We start from the raw sequence: 17,011 nt of genomic DNA on the forward strand, positions 1-17,011 counted from the left end.
TATAGCTTCGTGACAATATGTCCATATACGTTTCAGCCTGAGGCTAACTATGGGGGCGTGTGACCGGAAGTAAACTGTCGGGAGTGTGAGGGTAGAGGTGGCCGGAGGGTTTGGGCCCTCCGGCCGGCAGGGTCAGCTAAAGGTTTCGTTGCGTTCGGCTTTCTGAAGCAACAGCGATGGCGGCGTGAATCGCTCACCGTACTGGTCTGCCAGCTGCTGCGCCCGCTCCGCAAAGGCCCGAACGCCATACTGGTTGACGAACTGGATGGCACCGCCGGTCCAGGGCGCGTAGCCAATACCGAAGATGCTGCCAATGTTGGCGTCTTCCACGGTTCTCAGCACACCCTCCTCAAGACAGCGGATGGTCTCGATGGCCTGCATGAACAGGATGCGATCTTTCAGATCCTGCAGCTTCACACGGCGTGCCTTGTCCTGGTCCACGAACAGGTTCTCCAGTTCCGGCCACAGGTATTTTTTGCCCTTCTCCGGATACTCGTAGAAACCGGCACCGGCGGCTTTGCCCTTGCGTCCGTGAGTATCCACCATGGCATCGATGACGGCTTCGGCCGGATGCGGCTGCCAGGTACCGCCGGCGGCTTCCGTGTCTTTCTTGCTTTGGGCGCGGATGTGCTGCATCAGGGTCATGCTGACTTCGTCGGAGATGGCCAGCGGCCCGACCGGCATGCCGGCCAGCAGTCCGGCATTCTCGATGCTTGAGGGGTGAATGCCCTCGGCCAGCATGCTGATACCTTCGTTCACGAAGGTGCCAAATACCCGAGAGGTAAAGAAGCCGCGGCTGTCGTTCACCACAATGGGAATCTTGCCTATCTGCTGCACGTAATCGAACGCCCGGGCCAGGGTGTCATCGGAGGTTTTCTCGCCGACGATGATTTCCACCAGTTGCATCTTGTCCACCGGGGAGAAGAAGTGCAGGCCGATAAAGTTGTCCGGCTTGGCCGAGGCCTGGGCCAACTGGGTGATGGGGATGGTTGAGGTGTTGGAGGCAAAGATGCCGTTGGCGACCATTTTCGGCTCGGATTCCTGGGTAACCTTTGCCTTCAGATCGCTGTCTTCAAAGACTGCCTCGATGATCAGGTCGCAACCTTCCAGGTCGTCGGCAGAGGCGGTGGCGTTGATGCGGGCCAACACTTCGTCTTTCTGGGCTTCGGTCATGCGGCCGCGACTGACTTTCTTCGCCAGGAGGTTTTCGGAATAGCGTTTGCCTTTCTCGGCGTTTTCAACCGTGACATCCTTCAGCACCACCTTAATGCCGCGGCTGGCAGTGGAGTAGGCGATACCAGCGCCCATCATGCCTGCACCCAGTACCCCGACTTTCTTGAAGCTTTCCTTTTCTACACCATCCGGGCGACTGCCGCCGGCCTTGATGGCGTTGAGCTGGAACCAGAAAGTGCCCGTCATGTTTTTGGCCACCTGGCCGGTGGCCAGCTCGGCAAAGTAACGGGTTTCAATCAGGCTGCCATTATCGAAATCCACCTGGGCGCCTTCCACCGCTGCTGCCAGAATCCGTTCCGGTGCCGGATAGCAGCCTTTGGTCTTCTGTTTGAGCATGGCCGGTGCAATGGCCAGTTTTTGGGCCATGGCCGGATGATGCGGAGCGCCGCCGGGGAAGCGGAAGCTTTTATGATCCCAGGGTTGCTGGCACTTGGGATTGGCTTCGATGAAGGCCCGGGCCTTGGCGATCATGTCTTCCGGTGAGCCGGCCAGCTCATCCACGATACCGGCCTTCAGAGCGGCTTTTGGATTTACCTTCTTACCCTCCATCAGGAACGGGAACGCGGCTTCCAGGCCAATCATCCGGGGCAGTCGCTGGGTACCGCCACCGCCGGGCAGCAGGCCCAGGGTGACTTCCGGCAAGCCCAGTTGGGTCCGGTCATCATCAATGGCAACGCGATGATGGCAGGCCAGGGCGAGTTCCAGGCCACCACCCAGAGCGGTGCCGTTGATAGCCGCCACCACAGGTTTGCCACAGGTTTCCAGCACCCGCATGTCGGCCTTCAGGCCGTTGACCATGTCTTCAAACTCTTTGGCCTGTTCGCGGGTCACTGTGTATAGCTCATTCAGGTCGCCGCCGGCAAAGAAGCTTTTCTTGGCGGAGGCAATGATAATGCCTTTGACATTATCCAGGTCGCTTTTGACCTTATTGACGGTTTCGGTCAGTGCAGTTCGAAACTCGCCATTCATGGTGTTGGCGGACTGGCCCGGCATGTCGATGGTCAGGGTCAGAATCTGGTCTGAACCCAGGTCGTATTTGATGGCACTCATGGTCGGTTCCTTTTATATGAAAGTGGTGTTCAGACGCGCTCGATGATGGTGGCAATGCCCATGCCGCCGCCCACGCACAACGTGGCCAGGCCGTAGCGCAGTTCACGGCGTTCCAGTTCATCCAGCAGGGTGCCGAGGATGATGGCGCCGGTGGCACCCAGTGGGTGGCCCATGGCGATGGCGCCGCCGTTTACATTCACTTTCTCGTCCGGAACGGACAACTCTTTCTGGAAGCGCATCACCACCGACGCGAAGGCTTCGTTCACTTCAAACAGGTCGATCTGGTCCACCGTCATACCGGCTTTCTCCAGTGCCTTGCGGGCAGCCGGGGCAGGGCCGGTGAGCATAATGGTGGGGTCTGTGCTGGTAACTGCAGTGGCTACGATGCGGGCGCGGGGCTTGAGGCCGAGCTCCTTGCCCTTGGCTTCGCTGCCAATCAGCATGGCGGTGGCACCGTCGACAATGCCGGAAGAGTTGCCGGCGTGGTGCACGTGGTTGATCTTCTCCACGTAGTGGTATTTTTCCCGCGCGACGCCGTCAAAGCCCATCTCACCCATCATCTGGAACGAGGGCTTGAGGCCTGCCAGGGATTCCACGGTCGTGTTGCCGCGAACGTGCTCGTCCCGGTCCAGTATGACCACGCCGTTCTGATCAGTAACCGGCACGATGGATTTGGCGAAATAACCCTTTTCCCAGGCGTTGGCAGCTTTTTGCTGGGACTTCACGGCAAAGCCGTCGACATCTTCGCGAGTGAAGCCTTCCAGAGTGGCGATCAGGTCGGCGCCGATACCTTGCGGCATGAAACCTGTATGCAGGTTGGTTTCCGGGTCGGTCGCCCAGGCGCCTCCATCGGAACCCATGGGTACGCGCGACATCGCCTCTACACCACCGGCAACCACCATGTCTTCCCACCCGGAGCGCACTTTCATGGCGGCCAGGTTCACGGCTTCCAGGCCGGAGGCGCAGAAGCGGTTCAGGGTTACGCCGGCGACCTTCTCATCCCAATCAGCGGCCAGTGCCGCCGTCGTGGCGATATCCGCGCCTTGGTCACCCACGGCGGTGACGCAGCCCATGACGACATCATCTACCTGAGAGGTGTCGAGCCGGTTGCGCTCTTCCAGAGCCTTGAGCACGGTAGTGAGCAGCGTGATCGGCTTAACACTGTGCAGTGAGCCATCTTTCTTGCCGCGGCCGCGGGGGGTGCGAACGGCATCGAAAATGTACGCCTCGGTGGTCATATCTGTTCCTCTGATTGTTATCCGGGCTTGTTTTCAAAGAGTGATAACCATAGCGGTTCAGTGTAGTCCCCGGTAATGACAGCCGCTGCCAATCCCATTGGCGAAATTGCTCAGGGACAATGACACAAACGCTTGTGACTTCTATCTTGAATAAGGATTGATCCTATAAAGCAGGCAGGTGTAACCATGTCTCTGAGAGATGCTATCGATAATTTCTACGAAAGGCTGGTGCTGGATGCGATCGATGCAACCCGGGAGGAGTCGGACACAGCGGATTATCTGACCGACGTGATGTGTGTGGCTCTGAATCGTTTGCCAGCCAGGTACTATCGGCACACCATCGATATGATGTTCTACCTTGCCGATGAGGAATTAAAGGAGATGAAAGAAAAATCCCTGGCTGCGGTCAGGCAAGCCAGGGATTTTGTAAGGCAGCATCAGAGAGAATGATGCTTTAGTGCTGCAGGCGGCTTTCCAAAGCTTGAACCAGTCGACCAGCATGTTCTGCGCTCTGGTCGTTCATCTCCGGGTGCAGGCACCAGAGTGCGATCAGCCTTTCCAGTTCCTGCTCAGGTGTGGTTTGATCGCCACCACCCAGACCTTCGGCCAGACGCTGAACCTGGATTTCCATACGCCGTCCCTGGTCTGAGTCCGGAGTCTCCTGGCCGGCAACGATCTCCGCCCTGATCACCAGGTCTCTACCTGTAAGAGAGGTCGCGCCGTTAACCAGATTCTGCCAGTTTGAAGGAACCTGTTCCGGGGCAAGGGCGCCACCCACACGCTCTTTGATCAGTGTCTTCCAGTTATCGAGTCTGGCTTTCAGCTTTTTGCGCTGCCCCAGCTCTGTCAGATGCTGACGGAGGTCTTGTACTTCGCCCCTAACCGGTCGTGAGAGCGGCATATCGGCTAACGGCTTGAGCTCGGTCTTGGCTTCATGGATCAACGCATCGTCAGCCTCTGTTCCGAGATCGCGGTACCTGGCAACCACTGCGCGAGCGTCGGCGTCAGCCTTCTCCGTCGCTTGTTGCTGTGCAGACCGCTGGGCATCGCGTCGCTCGAAGATCTGGTCGCAGGCTTGGCGGAACGCCTGCCAGAGCTTGCGATCTTCGCGGTGGCGGGTGATACCGATACGCTTCCATTCCGATTGCAGGGCTTTGGCCTGATCCATGGCCTCCTGAAGAGGTTCATGGTCAATCAACGCCTGAGCCCGCTCGACAATCGCCTGTTTGGCGGCCTCGTTTTTCTGTCGCTCCTCGTCCAGGGGCCGCTCCAGGTTCTTCAGCAGGTCGTCAAACCGCTTCTGTACCTGGCGGTTATCCCGGAAGTCTACCGGCCAGGCCGCTTTCCATTCCTGACGGGCGGTCTGATGAATCCGTTCGGCACCTTTCCAGTCAATACTGGTCCAGTCTGCCTGCGCGAGGAAGCGTTCAAGTTCCTCACAGATGGCTTCCCGTTTCTGCAGGTTGGCCTGTTTGAGATCGGCTTTTGCCTCGAAGTAGGCTTTGCAGGGCTCATAGGCCTGATCTGACGCCGCTTTGAAACGATTCCAGAGGGTTCGGTCGGACGAGCCGCCGAGCTCTCGCCATTCGTTCTGCAGTTCTTTGATTCGCTCTGCCTTGGCCTCCGGCTCCATCGGTTGTTCCGCCAGATATTCCATCTGTTCGCAAAGAGAGACCTGCTTGGGCTCGGTGGCGAATCCCTGCCAATCGCTCAGTTCCCGGAACTGGCCGGCAAGTAACTGCATCTTCGCCTGGACGTTCTTGCGCTGGCGATCATCAAGCGCCTGAAACTGGTTCTGGGCTGTTTTCAGGAGCTGGCGGGATTCACGGAACTGTTTTGCTTCCAGGGCGGCTTCCAGTTTGGGCAGTGTGGTATTGAGAGCGGCCGCATTTGCTTGCTGCTGTTCCCGGATTCCGTCTGACGTGGGCTGGGCGCGCGGCTTGCCGGCCAGGGCCCGCAGTTCTGCAAGGGCCTGGGGTAGCGGGAAATCCTGCGGCCAGGCTACTTCCTGAAGCAGTGCTTTTGCGACAGCCTGAGGGCTGTCGGTATCGTTGCTTTCCAGCTCACCGATTTGTGGTCGTGCCAGATTCAGGCGCCGCACCGCACCAAGGTAGTTGCGCAGAGCCAGCATGGCCTGTTCGTATTGCTTCTGCTCCTGTTTGTCCACCTGGGTGTCCCGCGTGGCTTCCAGCCATCGGTTTTCCTGGGTTTTCTGCAACGCATCGAGGGCAGATTCCGAGGGAAGTCCAGAGGGCGCTGCGGCTTTAAGCTGGTTCAGGGTTTGCTTCAGCAGTTCCAGTGTTTCCTGACGTTGCTGCTTCTGATCGAGGTGCCGCTGCTCTTCCTGTCGCGTCTCATCCAGTTGCTTCTGGCGTTCACGTATCTGGTGGACCGCTTGCAGGAATTGTTGGGTCTGCTCTGCGCTGGCCTTGTTTTCAACGCTTTGCCAGTGGTCCTGGAGAGCGTTCAACCGGGCTTCGTAGAGTTTGGTGTCTTCGCTTCGGGCCTGGTCCTGTGCCTGGCCAACCAGCTCGGTGATTCGATGCTGGGTGGCCGCTTCGCTGGCTTGCTGTTCCTTCAGAATCTGAAGTGACTGTTTGACAGTCTGGTAAACACTTTTATCGCGGCCTTTTGCCTGTTTCAGCACCGCCTGCAGGTGTTCTTCCTGGTTAAGCTGACTCGCTGCCTGCAGTCGAATGGCGGAGGTCACACCTTCTATTGCCAGCGCTGCGAGTGCCGATTGTTCAGGGCTGGCGTCAAGCTGGCGTTCCTGCTGCTGGCGCAACTGCTGTCGGTTGTCTTCTTCGGTTGGCTGGTTGCTTTGCTGTTTTTCGGATGCCTTGTCGCTTACGGGTGAGAGGGTTTTGCGGTTCTTGAACAATTTCTGAATGAATGCAGCCATAAACGGTATCCTTGGGATTGCAACCAGTTTGCGGTGGCGGCAGAGTATCTCCGCCTTCCGGCCCGATCAGGTGTCTGTTTCGGGTAGTGTGTTTGCGGGGGTGCCCCGGGACGCTAAGTCTATCGTTTTGCAAGTCATCGCGGAAAGGGCCTGTATGGCAAAAGATCAAAAACATGACGATCCGGAATACCAGGCTCGTTCGGTAGCGCTGCGCCTGCTGGCCCGCCGGGAGCACAGCCGGTATGAACTGGCGCTCAAGCTGCGGCAGCGCAGGATTCCACCGGATGTTTTTGATCCGGTGCTGGATGAGTATGAGTGTGAAGGCTGGTTGGATGACGACCGGTTCGCGGAGATCTATACCCGCCAACGCATCGAAGCGGGTTACGGACCGCTGCGAATACTGGCCGAACTGCAGCAGCGTGGAGTGAGTCAGACTCCGGCGTGTCTGTCGTCCGTCGCAGAAGAAGAGTGGTGCCGGAGAGCGGTCCGGGCCCGTGATAAACGGTTCGGGCTGGCTGATGTGCAGGGGGATTTGCCTGAAAAGCTCCGCCAGGCCCGATTTCTGGCCCGGCGTGGATTTTCATCATCTCAATCCGAGCATGCCTTGAGCGCGGGACCGGATGATGACTGATTCAGAGTGTCGGCGGTATCAACCGTAGTTCCGGAGGCAGATCTGCGCGAAGATCCGGCTGAGACTCGCTGGCCGGGGCATCGGAGCCAGCTTCGTTGTCGCCAAGCCAGGCCAGTTGATCTTCAAGCCCGGATGCCGACGGTGCGTCCGGTTCCGTAATCCGGACCAGGACGTCGTAATACCGCCGGATATTCTGTACGTAAACCACCGGTTCGTGCCCGCGTGCGTAACCGAACCGGGTTTTGGTGTACCACTCTTTCTGGGCCAGCAGAGGCAGGAATTCCTTTACATCCATCCACCGATCCGGATCTTTCCCGGCGGATTCCGCCAGGCGTCGGGCATCTTCAAGATGTCCAAAGCCGACGTTGTAGGACGCAAGCGCAAACCAGGTGCGATCCGGCTCCGGAATTCGTTCCGGGATGCGCCCGTGCACCATCCGGAAATAGCGGGCCCCGCCCTCAATACTTTCCTCGGCATCCAGTCGGTTATTAATACCGATGTAATTGGCGGTGGTGCGGGTGAGCATCATCAGACCGCGTACCCCGGTGGGGGAGACGGCGTTGGGGCGCCAGTGGGATTCCTGGTATCCGATGGCGGCCAGCAGGCGCCAGTCCATGCCGGATTCCTCGGCATAATCCTGAAACAGTGATTGATAGCGGGGCAGGCGGTTCTCGACATGGTGCATGAAGGTTCGGGCGCCGACGTAATTCAGTCTGTCCAGGTGGCCGTAGAACCGTTCCGCGAGCTGGGCCATGGTACCGTTGTTGTTCATCCTTTCCATGAAGGCTTCGGCGGCCTGCACCAGGGTATCGTCCTGAGCGGTTGGAAACAGCCAGACAAGATCAGTGGGCTCGTTCAGTGCGAACGCTTCGTACACCTTTGGGAAGAAGACGTGGTTCAGATCCAGCTCATTGGACGCCACCGCCGCATAGCCGAATTCCCCGCTTTCCACCCGGGCCAGAAGACCGGCAGCATCCAGCCCCGGGTGTTTCTGAATGATGGGGCCAGCCTCGTTCCCGGGATCAGCAACAAGGTGCTCATGGTTGCTGTCGGCCAGCATATGGATGGTTTCGGAGGCGAGATCTTCCAGTGATTCCGGTGCAGGAACTTCTTTATTATAAACGATAACCGATTGCGCGGCGACACCTATGGGCACCGAGCGGTACTGCTCGCCAAAGTCGGGCCGCTGTGTCAGGCCGGCCAGACCGATGTGTGCGTAGTTTCTGGACAAGACAGAGAGGATTTCAGAATTATCGTCGGCAACCCGAACCCGCAGTTCAACCCCGAGTTCGTCGGCAAACAGTCTGGCCAGCTCGTAATCGTAGCCGGTGTCCTGTTCCCGATCCTGGTAATAGATAGAAGGCGCAACCCGGGTGATGACGTGCAAAACGCCTTCTTCCCGGATTTCCTGCAGCGTTGTGGGCTGCGAGCAGCCTGTGGCAAGGAGAACTGCCAATACAATGCTCAACTGCGCACTACTGCGTCGGAAAGTGCTGATAAATCGTGACAAATCCCTGGTCTCCGCTACACGCTCAATGGTCAGGATGGTCCGGGAGGTGCTCCCATGCTCCTGCTTTTTGATGCTTCTTGCTTTCCATGCATAGTCTCAATGATCACTGCTGAGGGCGAAATGGTCAATTGGTCTGGTTAATAACTGTGCAAAAGAATGTCAATTTTACACCGCGGAAAGAGGCCAGCTTCCGCTGTAACCTGAAGTCGGTTTCAAGTATCATTGCGGCCTTTCAGACGTCCCCCGATTCGCGCGATACAGGTTGATATCATGCTTGAACTTCGCGGCGCGCCAGCGCTCTCGCCTTTTCGTTCCCGCAAACTGCATTCCCGTATACAGGAAATGGTGCCGGGTGTAGAACATGTGTATGCCGAGTTCATGCACTTTGTGGATCTTGATGCCGACCTTTCCGATTCGGAACAGGCCATCCTGGATCGCCTGCTTACCTATGGTCCCAGTGTCCAGGTTGAGCAGCCGGATGGGATTTTATTCCTGGTGGTTCCGAGGCCGGGCACGTTATCGCCATGGTCCAGCAAGGCGACGGATATCGCCCGTAATTGTGGCCTCCGGCAGATTCGCCGAATTGAGCGCGGCATTGCCTACTATGTAAAGGCCAGCAAGAAACTTGGCCTGGAGCAGCGCGAGCAGATCGCAGCACTTCTCCACGATCGTATGACTCAGAAAGTGTTCCACGAGATGGGCGGCGCAGAACTTCTGTTCAGCCACGAAGAGCCTCGCTCTCTGGGACGGGTACCGGTGTTGTCTGGTGGCCGGGATGCCCTGGTGGAAGCAAATGGCCGGTTGGGCCTGGCGCTGGCGGACGATGAGATTGATTACCTGGTCAAATCCTTTGTCGGCCTGGAGCGGGATCCGACGGATGTTGAGCTGATGATGTTTGCTCAGGCCAACTCTGAGCACTGCCGCCACAAGATTTTCAACGCGTCCTGGGATATTGATGGGGAAGGCCAGGAAAAGTCCCTGTTCGCGATGATTCGCAATACCTTCGAGATGAATAGCGAGGGCGTGCTGTCGGCCTACAAGGACAACGCCGCGGTGATCGCCGGCAGCGAAGCCGGTCGCTTCTTCCCGAATCCGGACACGGGTGTCTACGGCTATAACCGGGAGCCGGTGCATATCCTGATGAAGGTGGAAACCCACAACCACCCGACTGCGATTGCCCCCTTCTCCGGCGCGGCCACAGGTTCTGGTGGCGAAATCCGGGATGAAGGCGCGACCGGTCGTGGTTCCAAGCCGAAAGCCGGTCTCACCGGTTTCACCGTTTCCAACCTGAATATTCCCGGCGACGAGCAACCCTGGGAAATCGGCTATGGCAAGCCGGACCGGATTGCCTCTCCCCTGGATATCATGATTGAAGGCCCCATTGGTGGGGCGGCCTTTAACAACGAATTCGGCCGTCCTAACCTGGCCGGTTACTTCCGGACCTTTGAAGAGAAGGTGCCTGGCGCCGCCGGTGAAGAGGTTCGTGGGTATCATAAGCCGATCATGATTGCCGGTGGTCTGGGCAACATTCGCGAGCAGGACGTAGAGAAGGGCAATATTCCGGTCGGCGCCAAGCTTATCGTGCTGGGTGGTCCGTCCATGCTGATTGGCCTTGGCGGGGGCGCAGCCTCTTCCATGGACTCCGGTTCCAGTAATGAGAATCTGGATTTCGCTTCGGTACAGCGCGACAACCCTGAAATGGAACGGCGTTGCCAGGAAGTTATCGACCGTTGCTGGCAGATGGGCGACAAAAACCCGATCTGCTTCATTCACGATGTCGGGGCCGGCGGCTTGTCCAATGCCATGCCGGAGCTGGTCAAGGACGGTGGCCGTGGCGGCAAGTTTGAGCTCAGGGATATTCCCAGTGACGAACCGGGCATGTCGCCCCTGGAGATCTGGTGTAACGAGTCTCAGGAACGTTACGTTATGGCGGTTGCGCCTGAAAACCTGGATCTTTTCGATGCTCTGTGTCGTCGCGAGCGCTGCCCGTATGCAGTGATTGGTGAGGCGACCGAGGAACATCATCTGGAGCTGGGTGATTCCTACTTCAACGACAAGCCCGTGGATCTGCCGATGGAAGTGCTTTTCGGCAAGCCTCCGCGCATGCATCGCAGTGTCAGCCGTTCCTCCTTTACCAAGCCGATTTTCGATTCCACGAAAATCGATCTTCACGATGCCGTTCAGCGGATTCTGCGTCTGCCGTCGGTTGGCTCCAAGAGCTTCCTGATTACTATTGGCGACCGCACTATCACCGGGCTGGTGGCCCGGGACCAGATGGTCGGCCCCTGGCAGGTTCCTGTCAGTGATGTTGCGGTAACCGCAGCATCTTTTGATGTGCGCACCGGTGAAGCCATGGCGATGGGTGAGCGCACACCGCTTGCGGTGATTGATGCGCCGGCGTCTGGCCGAATGGCTGTGGGCGAAACCATCACCAACCTCGCGGCGGCGCCGATCGCAAAGCTGTCGGATATCCGGCTTTCCGCCAACTGGATGGCTGCTGCAGGTCATCCGGGCGAGGACGAGAACCTTTACGAGACCGTTCGCGCTGTGGGTATGGAGTTGTGCCCGGCGCTGGGTATTACCATACCGGTGGGCAAGGACTCCATGTCCATGAAAACCGCCTGGGAAGAAGACAATGGCGAGCAGAAGAGCGTCACTGCGCCGCTGTCGCTGATCGTCAGCGGTTTTGCTCCGGTGACCGACGTTGCCCGCACCCAGACACCTCAGCTGCGCACGGATGCCGGTGAAACGGATCTTATTCTTGTTGACCTGGCCGCTGGTCAGAACCGTCTTGGCGGATCTGCGCTGGCGCAGGTTTATCGTCAGGTGGGTGCTGTGGCGCCGGATCTGGACGACCCCGAGGATATCAAGGCATTTTTCGCGGTTATTCAGGGCCTCAATGCCGATGGCAAGTTGCTGGCCTATCATGACCGTTCCGATGGTGGTCTGTTCGTCACCCTTGCGGAAATGAGCTTTGCTGGCAGAACCGGTGTCGATATCAAGCTGGATGGCCTCGCGGAAGACGAATCCCAATTTGCCCGCGAACTCTTCAATGAGGAACTGGGTGCGGTTATCCAGGTGCGCCGTGAAGACACTGATTTCGTTCTCCAGCAATTCTCCGGTGCCGGGCTGGGAGATCACACCAGTGTCATTGGTACTCTGAATGACAAGGATCGGGTTCGGTTGTTGTTTGCCGGAGAGCCGGTTCTGGATGAGGCGCGCACAGATCTGCAGCGCCTCTGGGCAGAAACCAGCTACCGCATTCAGTCTCTTCGCGACAATGCCGACTGTGCCCGGGAAGAATTCGAGAACCTGCTAGATGCCGAGGATCCGGGGCTGAGTGCTGATCTGACCTTTGATCTGAATGAAGACGTCGCGGCACCATTTATCAATACCGGCAAACGGCCGAAAGTGGCGGTGTTGCGGGAGCAGGGCGTAAACGGGCAGGTTGAGATGGCGGCAGCCTTCGACCGAGCAGGCTTTGAAGCGACGGACGTTCACATGAGTGACCTGCTATCCGGTCGCATCAGCCTGGAGAAGTTCCAGAGTCTGGTGGCTTGTGGCGGTTTCTCCTACGGTGATGTGCTGGGTGCTGGTGAAGGCTGGGCCAAGTCCATCCTGTTCAACGACCGGGTGCGTGATCAGTTTGCTGCGTTCTTTAATCGCCAGGATACCCTTGCCCTTGGTGTCTGCAATGGTTGCCAAATGCTATCCAATCTGCACGAGCTGATTCCGGGCAGTGAGGGCTGGCCCCGCTTTGTTCGAAACCAGTCAGAACAGTTCGAAGCGCGCTTGGTGATGGTTGAGGTTACTTCCTCACCATCCGCCTTCCTGGATGGCATGACTGGCTCCCGTATGCCGATCGCGGTTGCCCACGGTGAGGGGAGGGTTGAGTTCGCTTCCGGCACGTCAGCCAAGGCGCTGTCGGATAACGAATTGGTTGCTCTCCGATATGTCGACAACCGTGGCCGGGAAACGACCCGTTACCCCTATAACCCCAACGGTTCAGAGTCTGGTATTACCGGTATTACCACACGGGATGGTCGCGTGACCATCATGATGCCCCATCCAGAGCGGGTGTTCCGGGCCGTTCAGCACTCCTGGCGCCCGGATACCTGGCAAGAAGATGGTCCCTGGTTGCGCATGTTCCGCAACGCCAGAAAGTGGTTTGGTTGATTCGCTGAATCGCAGCTGAAAAGAGAAGTGAAAAGCCAGCCTCCGGTCTCTGTTTCCAAGAGAGTCGAGGCTGGCTTTTTTTATTGTAGATTGGTTAAGCCTGTACCTTTGATGTCAACCCCAAATTCAACCCCTGATGCCCTAAAATAGTCTGTAAATTTGCTGTCTCGGGGCTTGACTAGACAACTTTATGCACATTTCCGGTGCCGCCCTGGCCGTTCTGTGAGCAAACATTGAGAACTAAGTTCAGTTTTTGTGCGAAACCTTTAACTTGTTGATATTAAAGGGAATAAAATCATGGGTGAAAATGTCGGCAATTTAAGAGAAGTCCAGTATTCATGGGGCTTGGGGGGCGATTCCCAAAAACTTTCCCCAGAGTTATCCACAGAATCTGTGAGTAAGTTTGAATTCTCTAATGCTGGGTGATATTTGATCAGTCAGGGAGGTGTCCGTGTATAAGTTTTGCTACTTCGTACCCGAGAGTCATCTGGAACAAACCAAGCAGGCACTGTTCAATGTTGGTGCCGGAAAAATCGGAGAATACGACAGTTGTGCCTGGCAATGTGAAGGCCAGGGGCAGTTCCGGCCGCTGGCGGGAAGCGATCCGTTTCTGGGGCAACAGGGGCAATTAGAAACGGTGCGGGAATATAAAGTGGAGTTAGTGTGCGACGACAGCCTCATAAGAGATGCGCTAGCCGCACTGAAGCAAGCACATCCTTATGAAGAGCCCGCTTATGAGGTTTTTCGGCTGGTTGATCTTTGACGGCGGGTCAGGCCTTTTTCCCCATGGGGTGGCGGATATCACTGACGTGAACGCCAAACCGCTCTGTCTCCATATCGATAAGAAAGAGCTCAAGGGTTTTGCGTACGGTTGGAAATGATATCTCGTCCCATGGAATCTCGCCGGGGGAGAAAAGGCGGGACTCAAGGGATTCCTCTCCGGCGCCGAATTGCCCGTCTTTAAGGCTGGCGCGATAGAACATGTGAACCTGGTTGATATGCGGCACATCGATGATGGAATAAAGGCCTTCGATGGTGACGTCGGCAAGGGCCTCTTCCAGCGTTTCCCTCGCTGCAGCCTCAATCGTTGTCTCAGCATTTTCCATGAAACCGGCGGGAAGGGTCCAATAGCCGTAACGGGGCTCGATCGCGCGCCGGCATAAAAGTATCTGGCCTTCCCAGACCGGAACCGTACCCGCCACAATCCTCGGGTTCTGGTAATGTATGGTCTCGCAGCTGACACATACGTAGCGGTGCCTGTTGTCACCCTCCGGAATGCGTTGTTCGACCGGATGGCCGCATGTGCTGCAATACTTCATTAGTTTCCCCGTATACTGAGTATCTGTTGATGATCAGTTTAACGATCCCGGCTGTCTGTGTCTCATGCAAAATCGGGATGCCACTGGAGTAGCGAGTGCGAGACCTATTAACTGAAAAATTATCCAATTATGCCCCGCGACAGTTGGCACTGGATTATCCGGAAGCCGGTATTCTGGTGCCGGTAACGGATGATGAAAACAATCCGGAAATGATTTTTACCCTGAGGTCTGCCAACCTGAAAACCCACCGTGGCCAGGTGTCTTATCCGGGCGGCAAGCGGGATCCCGAGGATTCGTCGCTTGCGGCCACTGCGTTGAGAGAGACCCATGAAGAAATCGGGTTGCCTCCCGACCAGGTGGACGTCATCGCACCATTAAGCCAGGTAATGTCGCGCTACGGCATTCTTGTAACACCCTACGTAGGGGTTGTTCCAGGCGATCATCCGGTGGTGCCCAATCCCTATGAAATAGAAAGCGTGTTCCGGGTACCGCTTTCCTTCTTTCTGGAGGACAGGAGGGAACGCACCGATGCCCTCAGTTTTCTGAACCACACCTTTTATGTGCCCTGTTACCGCTGGGAGCGTTACCAGATCTGGGGGCTCTCCGCGGTTGTTCTGGTCGACTTTATGAACGCCGTGTACGATGCCGGAATCGATCTGCTCGAACCCCCTCAAGGAGGCTGATATGTTTTACGAGCTCGAAGACAAGCGCCCCCAGGTAGTTGGCGATGGTCAATTTGTTGCTGCAAACGCCGTTATCACTGGCAATGTCCGCTTGCTGGAGAAAAGTAGCGTCTGGTTTAACGTGGTTATTCGCGGCGACAACGAGTGCATCACGGTTGGTCCTGAATCCAACGTTCAGGATGGATCGGTGCTTCACACCGATCCGGGGCTGCCTTTGACCATCGGCCGGGGTGTTACTGTCGGGCATAAGGTGATGCTGCACGGCTGTGATATCGGCGATTATTCACTGATTGGCATAAACGCAGTGGTGCTTAATGGGGCAAAGATCGGCAAGCATTGCCTGATTGGTGCCAATACGCTGATTCCTGAAGGTATGGAAATACCGGATGGTTCGATGGTTGTGGGTTCTCCCGGCAAGATCAAGCGTGAATTGAACGACAATCAGAAGAAAATGTTGGAAATGAGCGCGGCGCATTATGTTCAGAATGCCACGCGTTACCTGGAGAAACTTAAAGTCTGTGATCCGGAGCAGAAATGAACAGGGCCGATCGGGTGCGCTCACCCTGCGTAAGCGTGTGCGCTTTAGACGAGAACGATGTTTGCATCGGGTGCCATCGTACCAGTGACGAGATTCTTCACTGGACTCGAATGACAGACGATGAACGCCGAGAAGTTTTGAAACTGGTGGCAATACGTGAACAAAAGGTAGCTCTATAAGATGACCGATAACACCAAGACCAGCGTCAGATTGGGTACACCTCTTAAAAGCAACGCATTCCGGGTGCTTTTTTGCGGTTCCGGGGAGTTGGGCAAGGAAGTTGTGATTGAACTGCAGCGCTTCGGCGTTGAAGTGATCGCCATTGATCGATATGCCGATGCACCGGCAATGCAAGTGGCCCACCGTTCCCATGTGGTCGACATGCTGGACCCTGTGGCTTTGCGGAGCGTTATCGAGAAGGAGCGCCCGAACCTGATTGTTCCGGAGATAGAAGCTATTGCTACCCCGGAGTTGGTCAAGCTCGAGCAGGAAGGTTATCGGGTGATACCCAGTGCGCGGGCGGTCAACCTGACGATGAATCGTGAGGGTATTCGTCGGTTGGCTGCGGAAGAGCTCGGGTTGCCAACGTCACCTTATCGGTTTGCGGGTACGCGGGAAGAATATTTGCAGGCGGTTGCGGAAGTCGGGCTTCCCTTGGTGGTAAAACCAGTGATGAGTTCGTCTGGCAAGGGGCAAAGCACAGTAAAGACCGAAGCCGATATTGAAAGAGCCTGGGAGTACGCACAAACCGGAGGCCGGGCAGGAAAGGGCAGGGTAATCGTCGAAGGCTTTGTCGATTTTGACTATGAGATTACTTTGCTGACTGTGAGGCATAAAGAGGGGGTAACCTTCTGCGAGCCCATTGGCCACAGACAGGAAGATGGTGATTATCGCGAATCCTGGCAGCCGCAGCCGATGAATGACCTGGCATTACAGCGTTCAAAAGAGATCGCCCGTGCTGTGGTGGAAGATCTCGGCGGTTACGGCATCTATGGTGTTGAACTGTTTGTGAAGGGTGAGAATGTCTGGTTCTCGGAGGTCTCACCTCGCCCCCATGACACGGGACTGGTCACACTTGTATCCCAGGACCTGTCCGAGTTTGCTATCCACGCCCGGGCCATACTGGGTGTTCCCGTTCCTGTTGTTCGACAGAATGGTCCCAGTGCGTCGGCGGTCATTCTGCCGGAGGGAACCTCCACAGAAGTTTCCTATACCGGCCTGGAAGAAGCCCTGGCACAACCGGGAACCCAGCTACGCCTGTTCGGAAAACCGGAATTACAAGGCAAGAGGCGAATGGGGGTAGCGCTGGCGTTGGGTAGCTCCTTAGAGGATGCCCGGGAGAAAGCCCGCACTGCAGCAAGCTCTATAAAGGTCGAATTCTGAAAGCCTGATCTCTGAATCCATGGTGAGGGGTGAAAATCCGGGTGATTTTTAGTCGTTCTGGTTGTATTCTGAACAGCTCGATAGGTGGAAACCGAAGCCCGGTAAAAAAATTGAAAATGGGCGTTGACAGTTTTCCTGAGGGCTGTAGAATGCGCACCACTTCTGAGGGACACGGCAGACAACGCCGGTTCACGAGGGATGCAACTACTTGAAAGTGTTCGAAAATTTGCTTCAAAAATTCTTCGAAAAAAGTGGTTGACAGGGCAGCGGAACGATGTAGAATACGCGGCCTTGATTGAGCAACAGCTCAAACGCTCTTTAAAAAGTTAACCAAGTAATTCGTGTGGG

General features: G+C 56.6%; 13 protein-coding genes. 8 read left to right on the plus strand and 5 right to left on the minus strand.

Annotation, left to right across the window (positions count from 1 at the left end; genetic code table 11):
- Nucleotides 1-132: 132 nt before the first annotated feature.
- Nucleotides 133-2,283: a 3-hydroxyacyl-CoA dehydrogenase NAD-binding domain-containing protein gene (locus JIF53_RS05395; RefSeq protein ID WP_199452004.1), complete on the minus strand. Its 2,151-nt coding sequence runs from the start codon at nucleotides 2,281-2,283 to the stop codon at nucleotides 133-135.
- 29 nt (nucleotides 2,284-2,312) lie between these two features.
- Complete coding sequence (locus tag JIF53_RS05400) at nucleotides 2,313-3,521, minus strand: acetyl-CoA C-acetyltransferase (protein WP_199452005.1); 1,209 nt, start codon at nucleotides 3,519-3,521, stop codon at nucleotides 2,313-2,315.
- 186 nt (nucleotides 3,522-3,707) lie between these two features.
- Here JIF53_RS05400 and JIF53_RS05405 point away from each other — a divergent pair, with 186 nt between their 5' ends.
- Entirely contained in the window at nucleotides 3,708-3,971 is a 264-nt protein-coding gene (locus JIF53_RS05405) for a late competence development ComFB family protein (RefSeq protein WP_014421950.1), read from the plus strand.
- A gap of 4 nt (nucleotides 3,972-3,975) precedes the next feature.
- Here JIF53_RS05405 and JIF53_RS05410 read toward each other — a convergent pair whose 3' ends face one another.
- Nucleotides 3,976-6,423 (minus strand): DUF349 domain-containing protein, encoded by a 2,448-nt coding sequence (locus JIF53_RS05410; RefSeq protein WP_199452006.1) that lies wholly within the window; start codon nucleotides 6,421-6,423, stop codon nucleotides 3,976-3,978.
- Nucleotides 6,424-6,577: 154 nt separating this feature from the next.
- On the opposite strand from JIF53_RS05410, the gene JIF53_RS05415 reads away from it, so the two are divergent.
- Complete coding sequence (locus tag JIF53_RS05415; RefSeq protein ID WP_199452007.1) at nucleotides 6,578-7,054, plus strand: regulatory protein RecX; 477 nt, start codon at nucleotides 6,578-6,580, stop codon at nucleotides 7,052-7,054.
- Between the two features lies 1 nt (nucleotide 7,055).
- Here JIF53_RS05415 and mltF read toward each other — a convergent pair whose 3' ends face one another.
- Nucleotides 7,056-8,564 (minus strand): membrane-bound lytic murein transglycosylase MltF, encoded by a 1,509-nt coding sequence (gene mltF, locus JIF53_RS05420; RefSeq protein WP_199452008.1) that lies wholly within the window; start codon nucleotides 8,562-8,564, stop codon nucleotides 7,056-7,058.
- 270 nt (nucleotides 8,565-8,834) lie between these two features.
- Here mltF and purL point away from each other — a divergent pair, with 270 nt between their 5' ends.
- On the plus strand, nucleotides 8,835-12,740 hold the full coding sequence (purL, locus tag JIF53_RS05425) for a phosphoribosylformylglycinamidine synthase (RefSeq protein ID WP_199452009.1): 3,906 nt from the start codon (nucleotides 8,835-8,837) through the stop codon (nucleotides 12,738-12,740).
- 451 nt (nucleotides 12,741-13,191) lie between these two features.
- A complete protein-coding gene (locus JIF53_RS05430) occupies nucleotides 13,192-13,503 on the plus strand; it encodes a YqfO family protein (protein WP_199452010.1) in 312 nt (103 codons plus the stop codon).
- 7 nt (nucleotides 13,504-13,510) lie between these two features.
- Here JIF53_RS05430 and JIF53_RS05435 read toward each other — a convergent pair whose 3' ends face one another.
- On the minus strand, nucleotides 13,511-14,059 hold the full coding sequence (locus JIF53_RS05435; protein WP_011785941.1) for an NUDIX hydrolase: 549 nt from the start codon (nucleotides 14,057-14,059) through the stop codon (nucleotides 13,511-13,513).
- Nucleotides 14,060-14,154: 95 nt separating this feature from the next.
- On the opposite strand from JIF53_RS05435, the gene JIF53_RS05440 reads away from it, so the two are divergent.
- Genes JIF53_RS05440 through purT form a run of 4 tightly spaced genes read left to right on the plus strand, consistent with a single transcriptional unit; the run spans nucleotide 14,155 to nucleotide 16,663 of the window.
- Complete coding sequence (locus JIF53_RS05440) at nucleotides 14,155-14,742, plus strand: NUDIX hydrolase (RefSeq protein WP_022992909.1); 588 nt, start codon at nucleotides 14,155-14,157, stop codon at nucleotides 14,740-14,742.
- Nucleotide 14,743: 1 nt separating this feature from the next.
- Complete coding sequence (locus tag JIF53_RS05445; protein WP_199452011.1) at nucleotides 14,744-15,280, plus strand: gamma carbonic anhydrase family protein; 537 nt, start codon at nucleotides 14,744-14,746, stop codon at nucleotides 15,278-15,280.
- A complete protein-coding gene (locus JIF53_RS05450; protein WP_011785938.1) occupies nucleotides 15,277-15,459 on the plus strand; it encodes a DUF1289 domain-containing protein in 183 nt (60 codons plus the stop codon). The genes JIF53_RS05445 and JIF53_RS05450 overlap by 4 nt, the downstream gene beginning before the upstream one ends.
- Nucleotide 15,460: 1 nt before the next feature.
- Nucleotides 15,461-16,663 carry a formate-dependent phosphoribosylglycinamide formyltransferase gene (gene purT / locus JIF53_RS05455; protein ID WP_199452012.1) on the plus strand — a complete coding sequence of 401 codons (1,203 nt, stop codon included), beginning with the start codon at nucleotides 15,461-15,463 and terminating at the stop codon, nucleotides 16,661-16,663.
- Nucleotides 16,664-17,011: the final 348 nt, after the last annotated feature.

Origin of the sequence: Marinobacter sp. bablab_jr008 (genome assembly GCF_016464145.1) — a bacterium.
Taxonomy (GTDB): Bacteria; Pseudomonadota; Gammaproteobacteria; order Pseudomonadales; family Oleiphilaceae; genus Marinobacter; species Marinobacter nauticus.

Bases quoted from the DNA above. Each gene is read 5' to 3' on its own strand.
- JIF53_RS05435 (WP_011785941.1), bottom strand. From the start codon at position 14,059: ATGAAGTATTGCAGCACATGCGGCCATCCGGTCGAACAACGCATTCCG.
- purL (WP_199452009.1), top strand. From the start codon at position 8,835: ATGCTTGAACTTCGCGGCGCGCCAGCGCTCTCGCCTTTTCGTTCCCGC.
- JIF53_RS05450 (WP_011785938.1), top strand. From the start codon at position 15,277: ATGAACAGGGCCGATCGGGTGCGCTCACCCTGCGTAAGCGTGTGCGCT.
- JIF53_RS05410 (WP_199452006.1), bottom strand. From the start codon at position 6,423: ATGGCTGCATTCATTCAGAAATTGTTCAAGAACCGCAAAACCCTCTCA.
- JIF53_RS05395 (WP_199452004.1), bottom strand. From the start codon at position 2,283: ATGAGTGCCATCAAATACGACCTGGGTTCAGACCAGATTCTGACCCTG.
- JIF53_RS05415 (WP_199452007.1), top strand. From the start codon at position 6,578: ATGGCAAAAGATCAAAAACATGACGATCCGGAATACCAGGCTCGTTCG.
- JIF53_RS05400 (WP_199452005.1), bottom strand. From the start codon at position 3,521: ATGACCACCGAGGCGTACATTTTCGATGCCGTTCGCACCCCCCGCGGC.
- purT (WP_199452012.1), top strand. From the start codon at position 15,461: ATGACCGATAACACCAAGACCAGCGTCAGATTGGGTACACCTCTTAAA.
- JIF53_RS05445 (WP_199452011.1), top strand. From the start codon at position 14,744: ATGTTTTACGAGCTCGAAGACAAGCGCCCCCAGGTAGTTGGCGATGGT.
- JIF53_RS05405 (WP_014421950.1), top strand. From the start codon at position 3,708: ATGTCTCTGAGAGATGCTATCGATAATTTCTACGAAAGGCTGGTGCTG.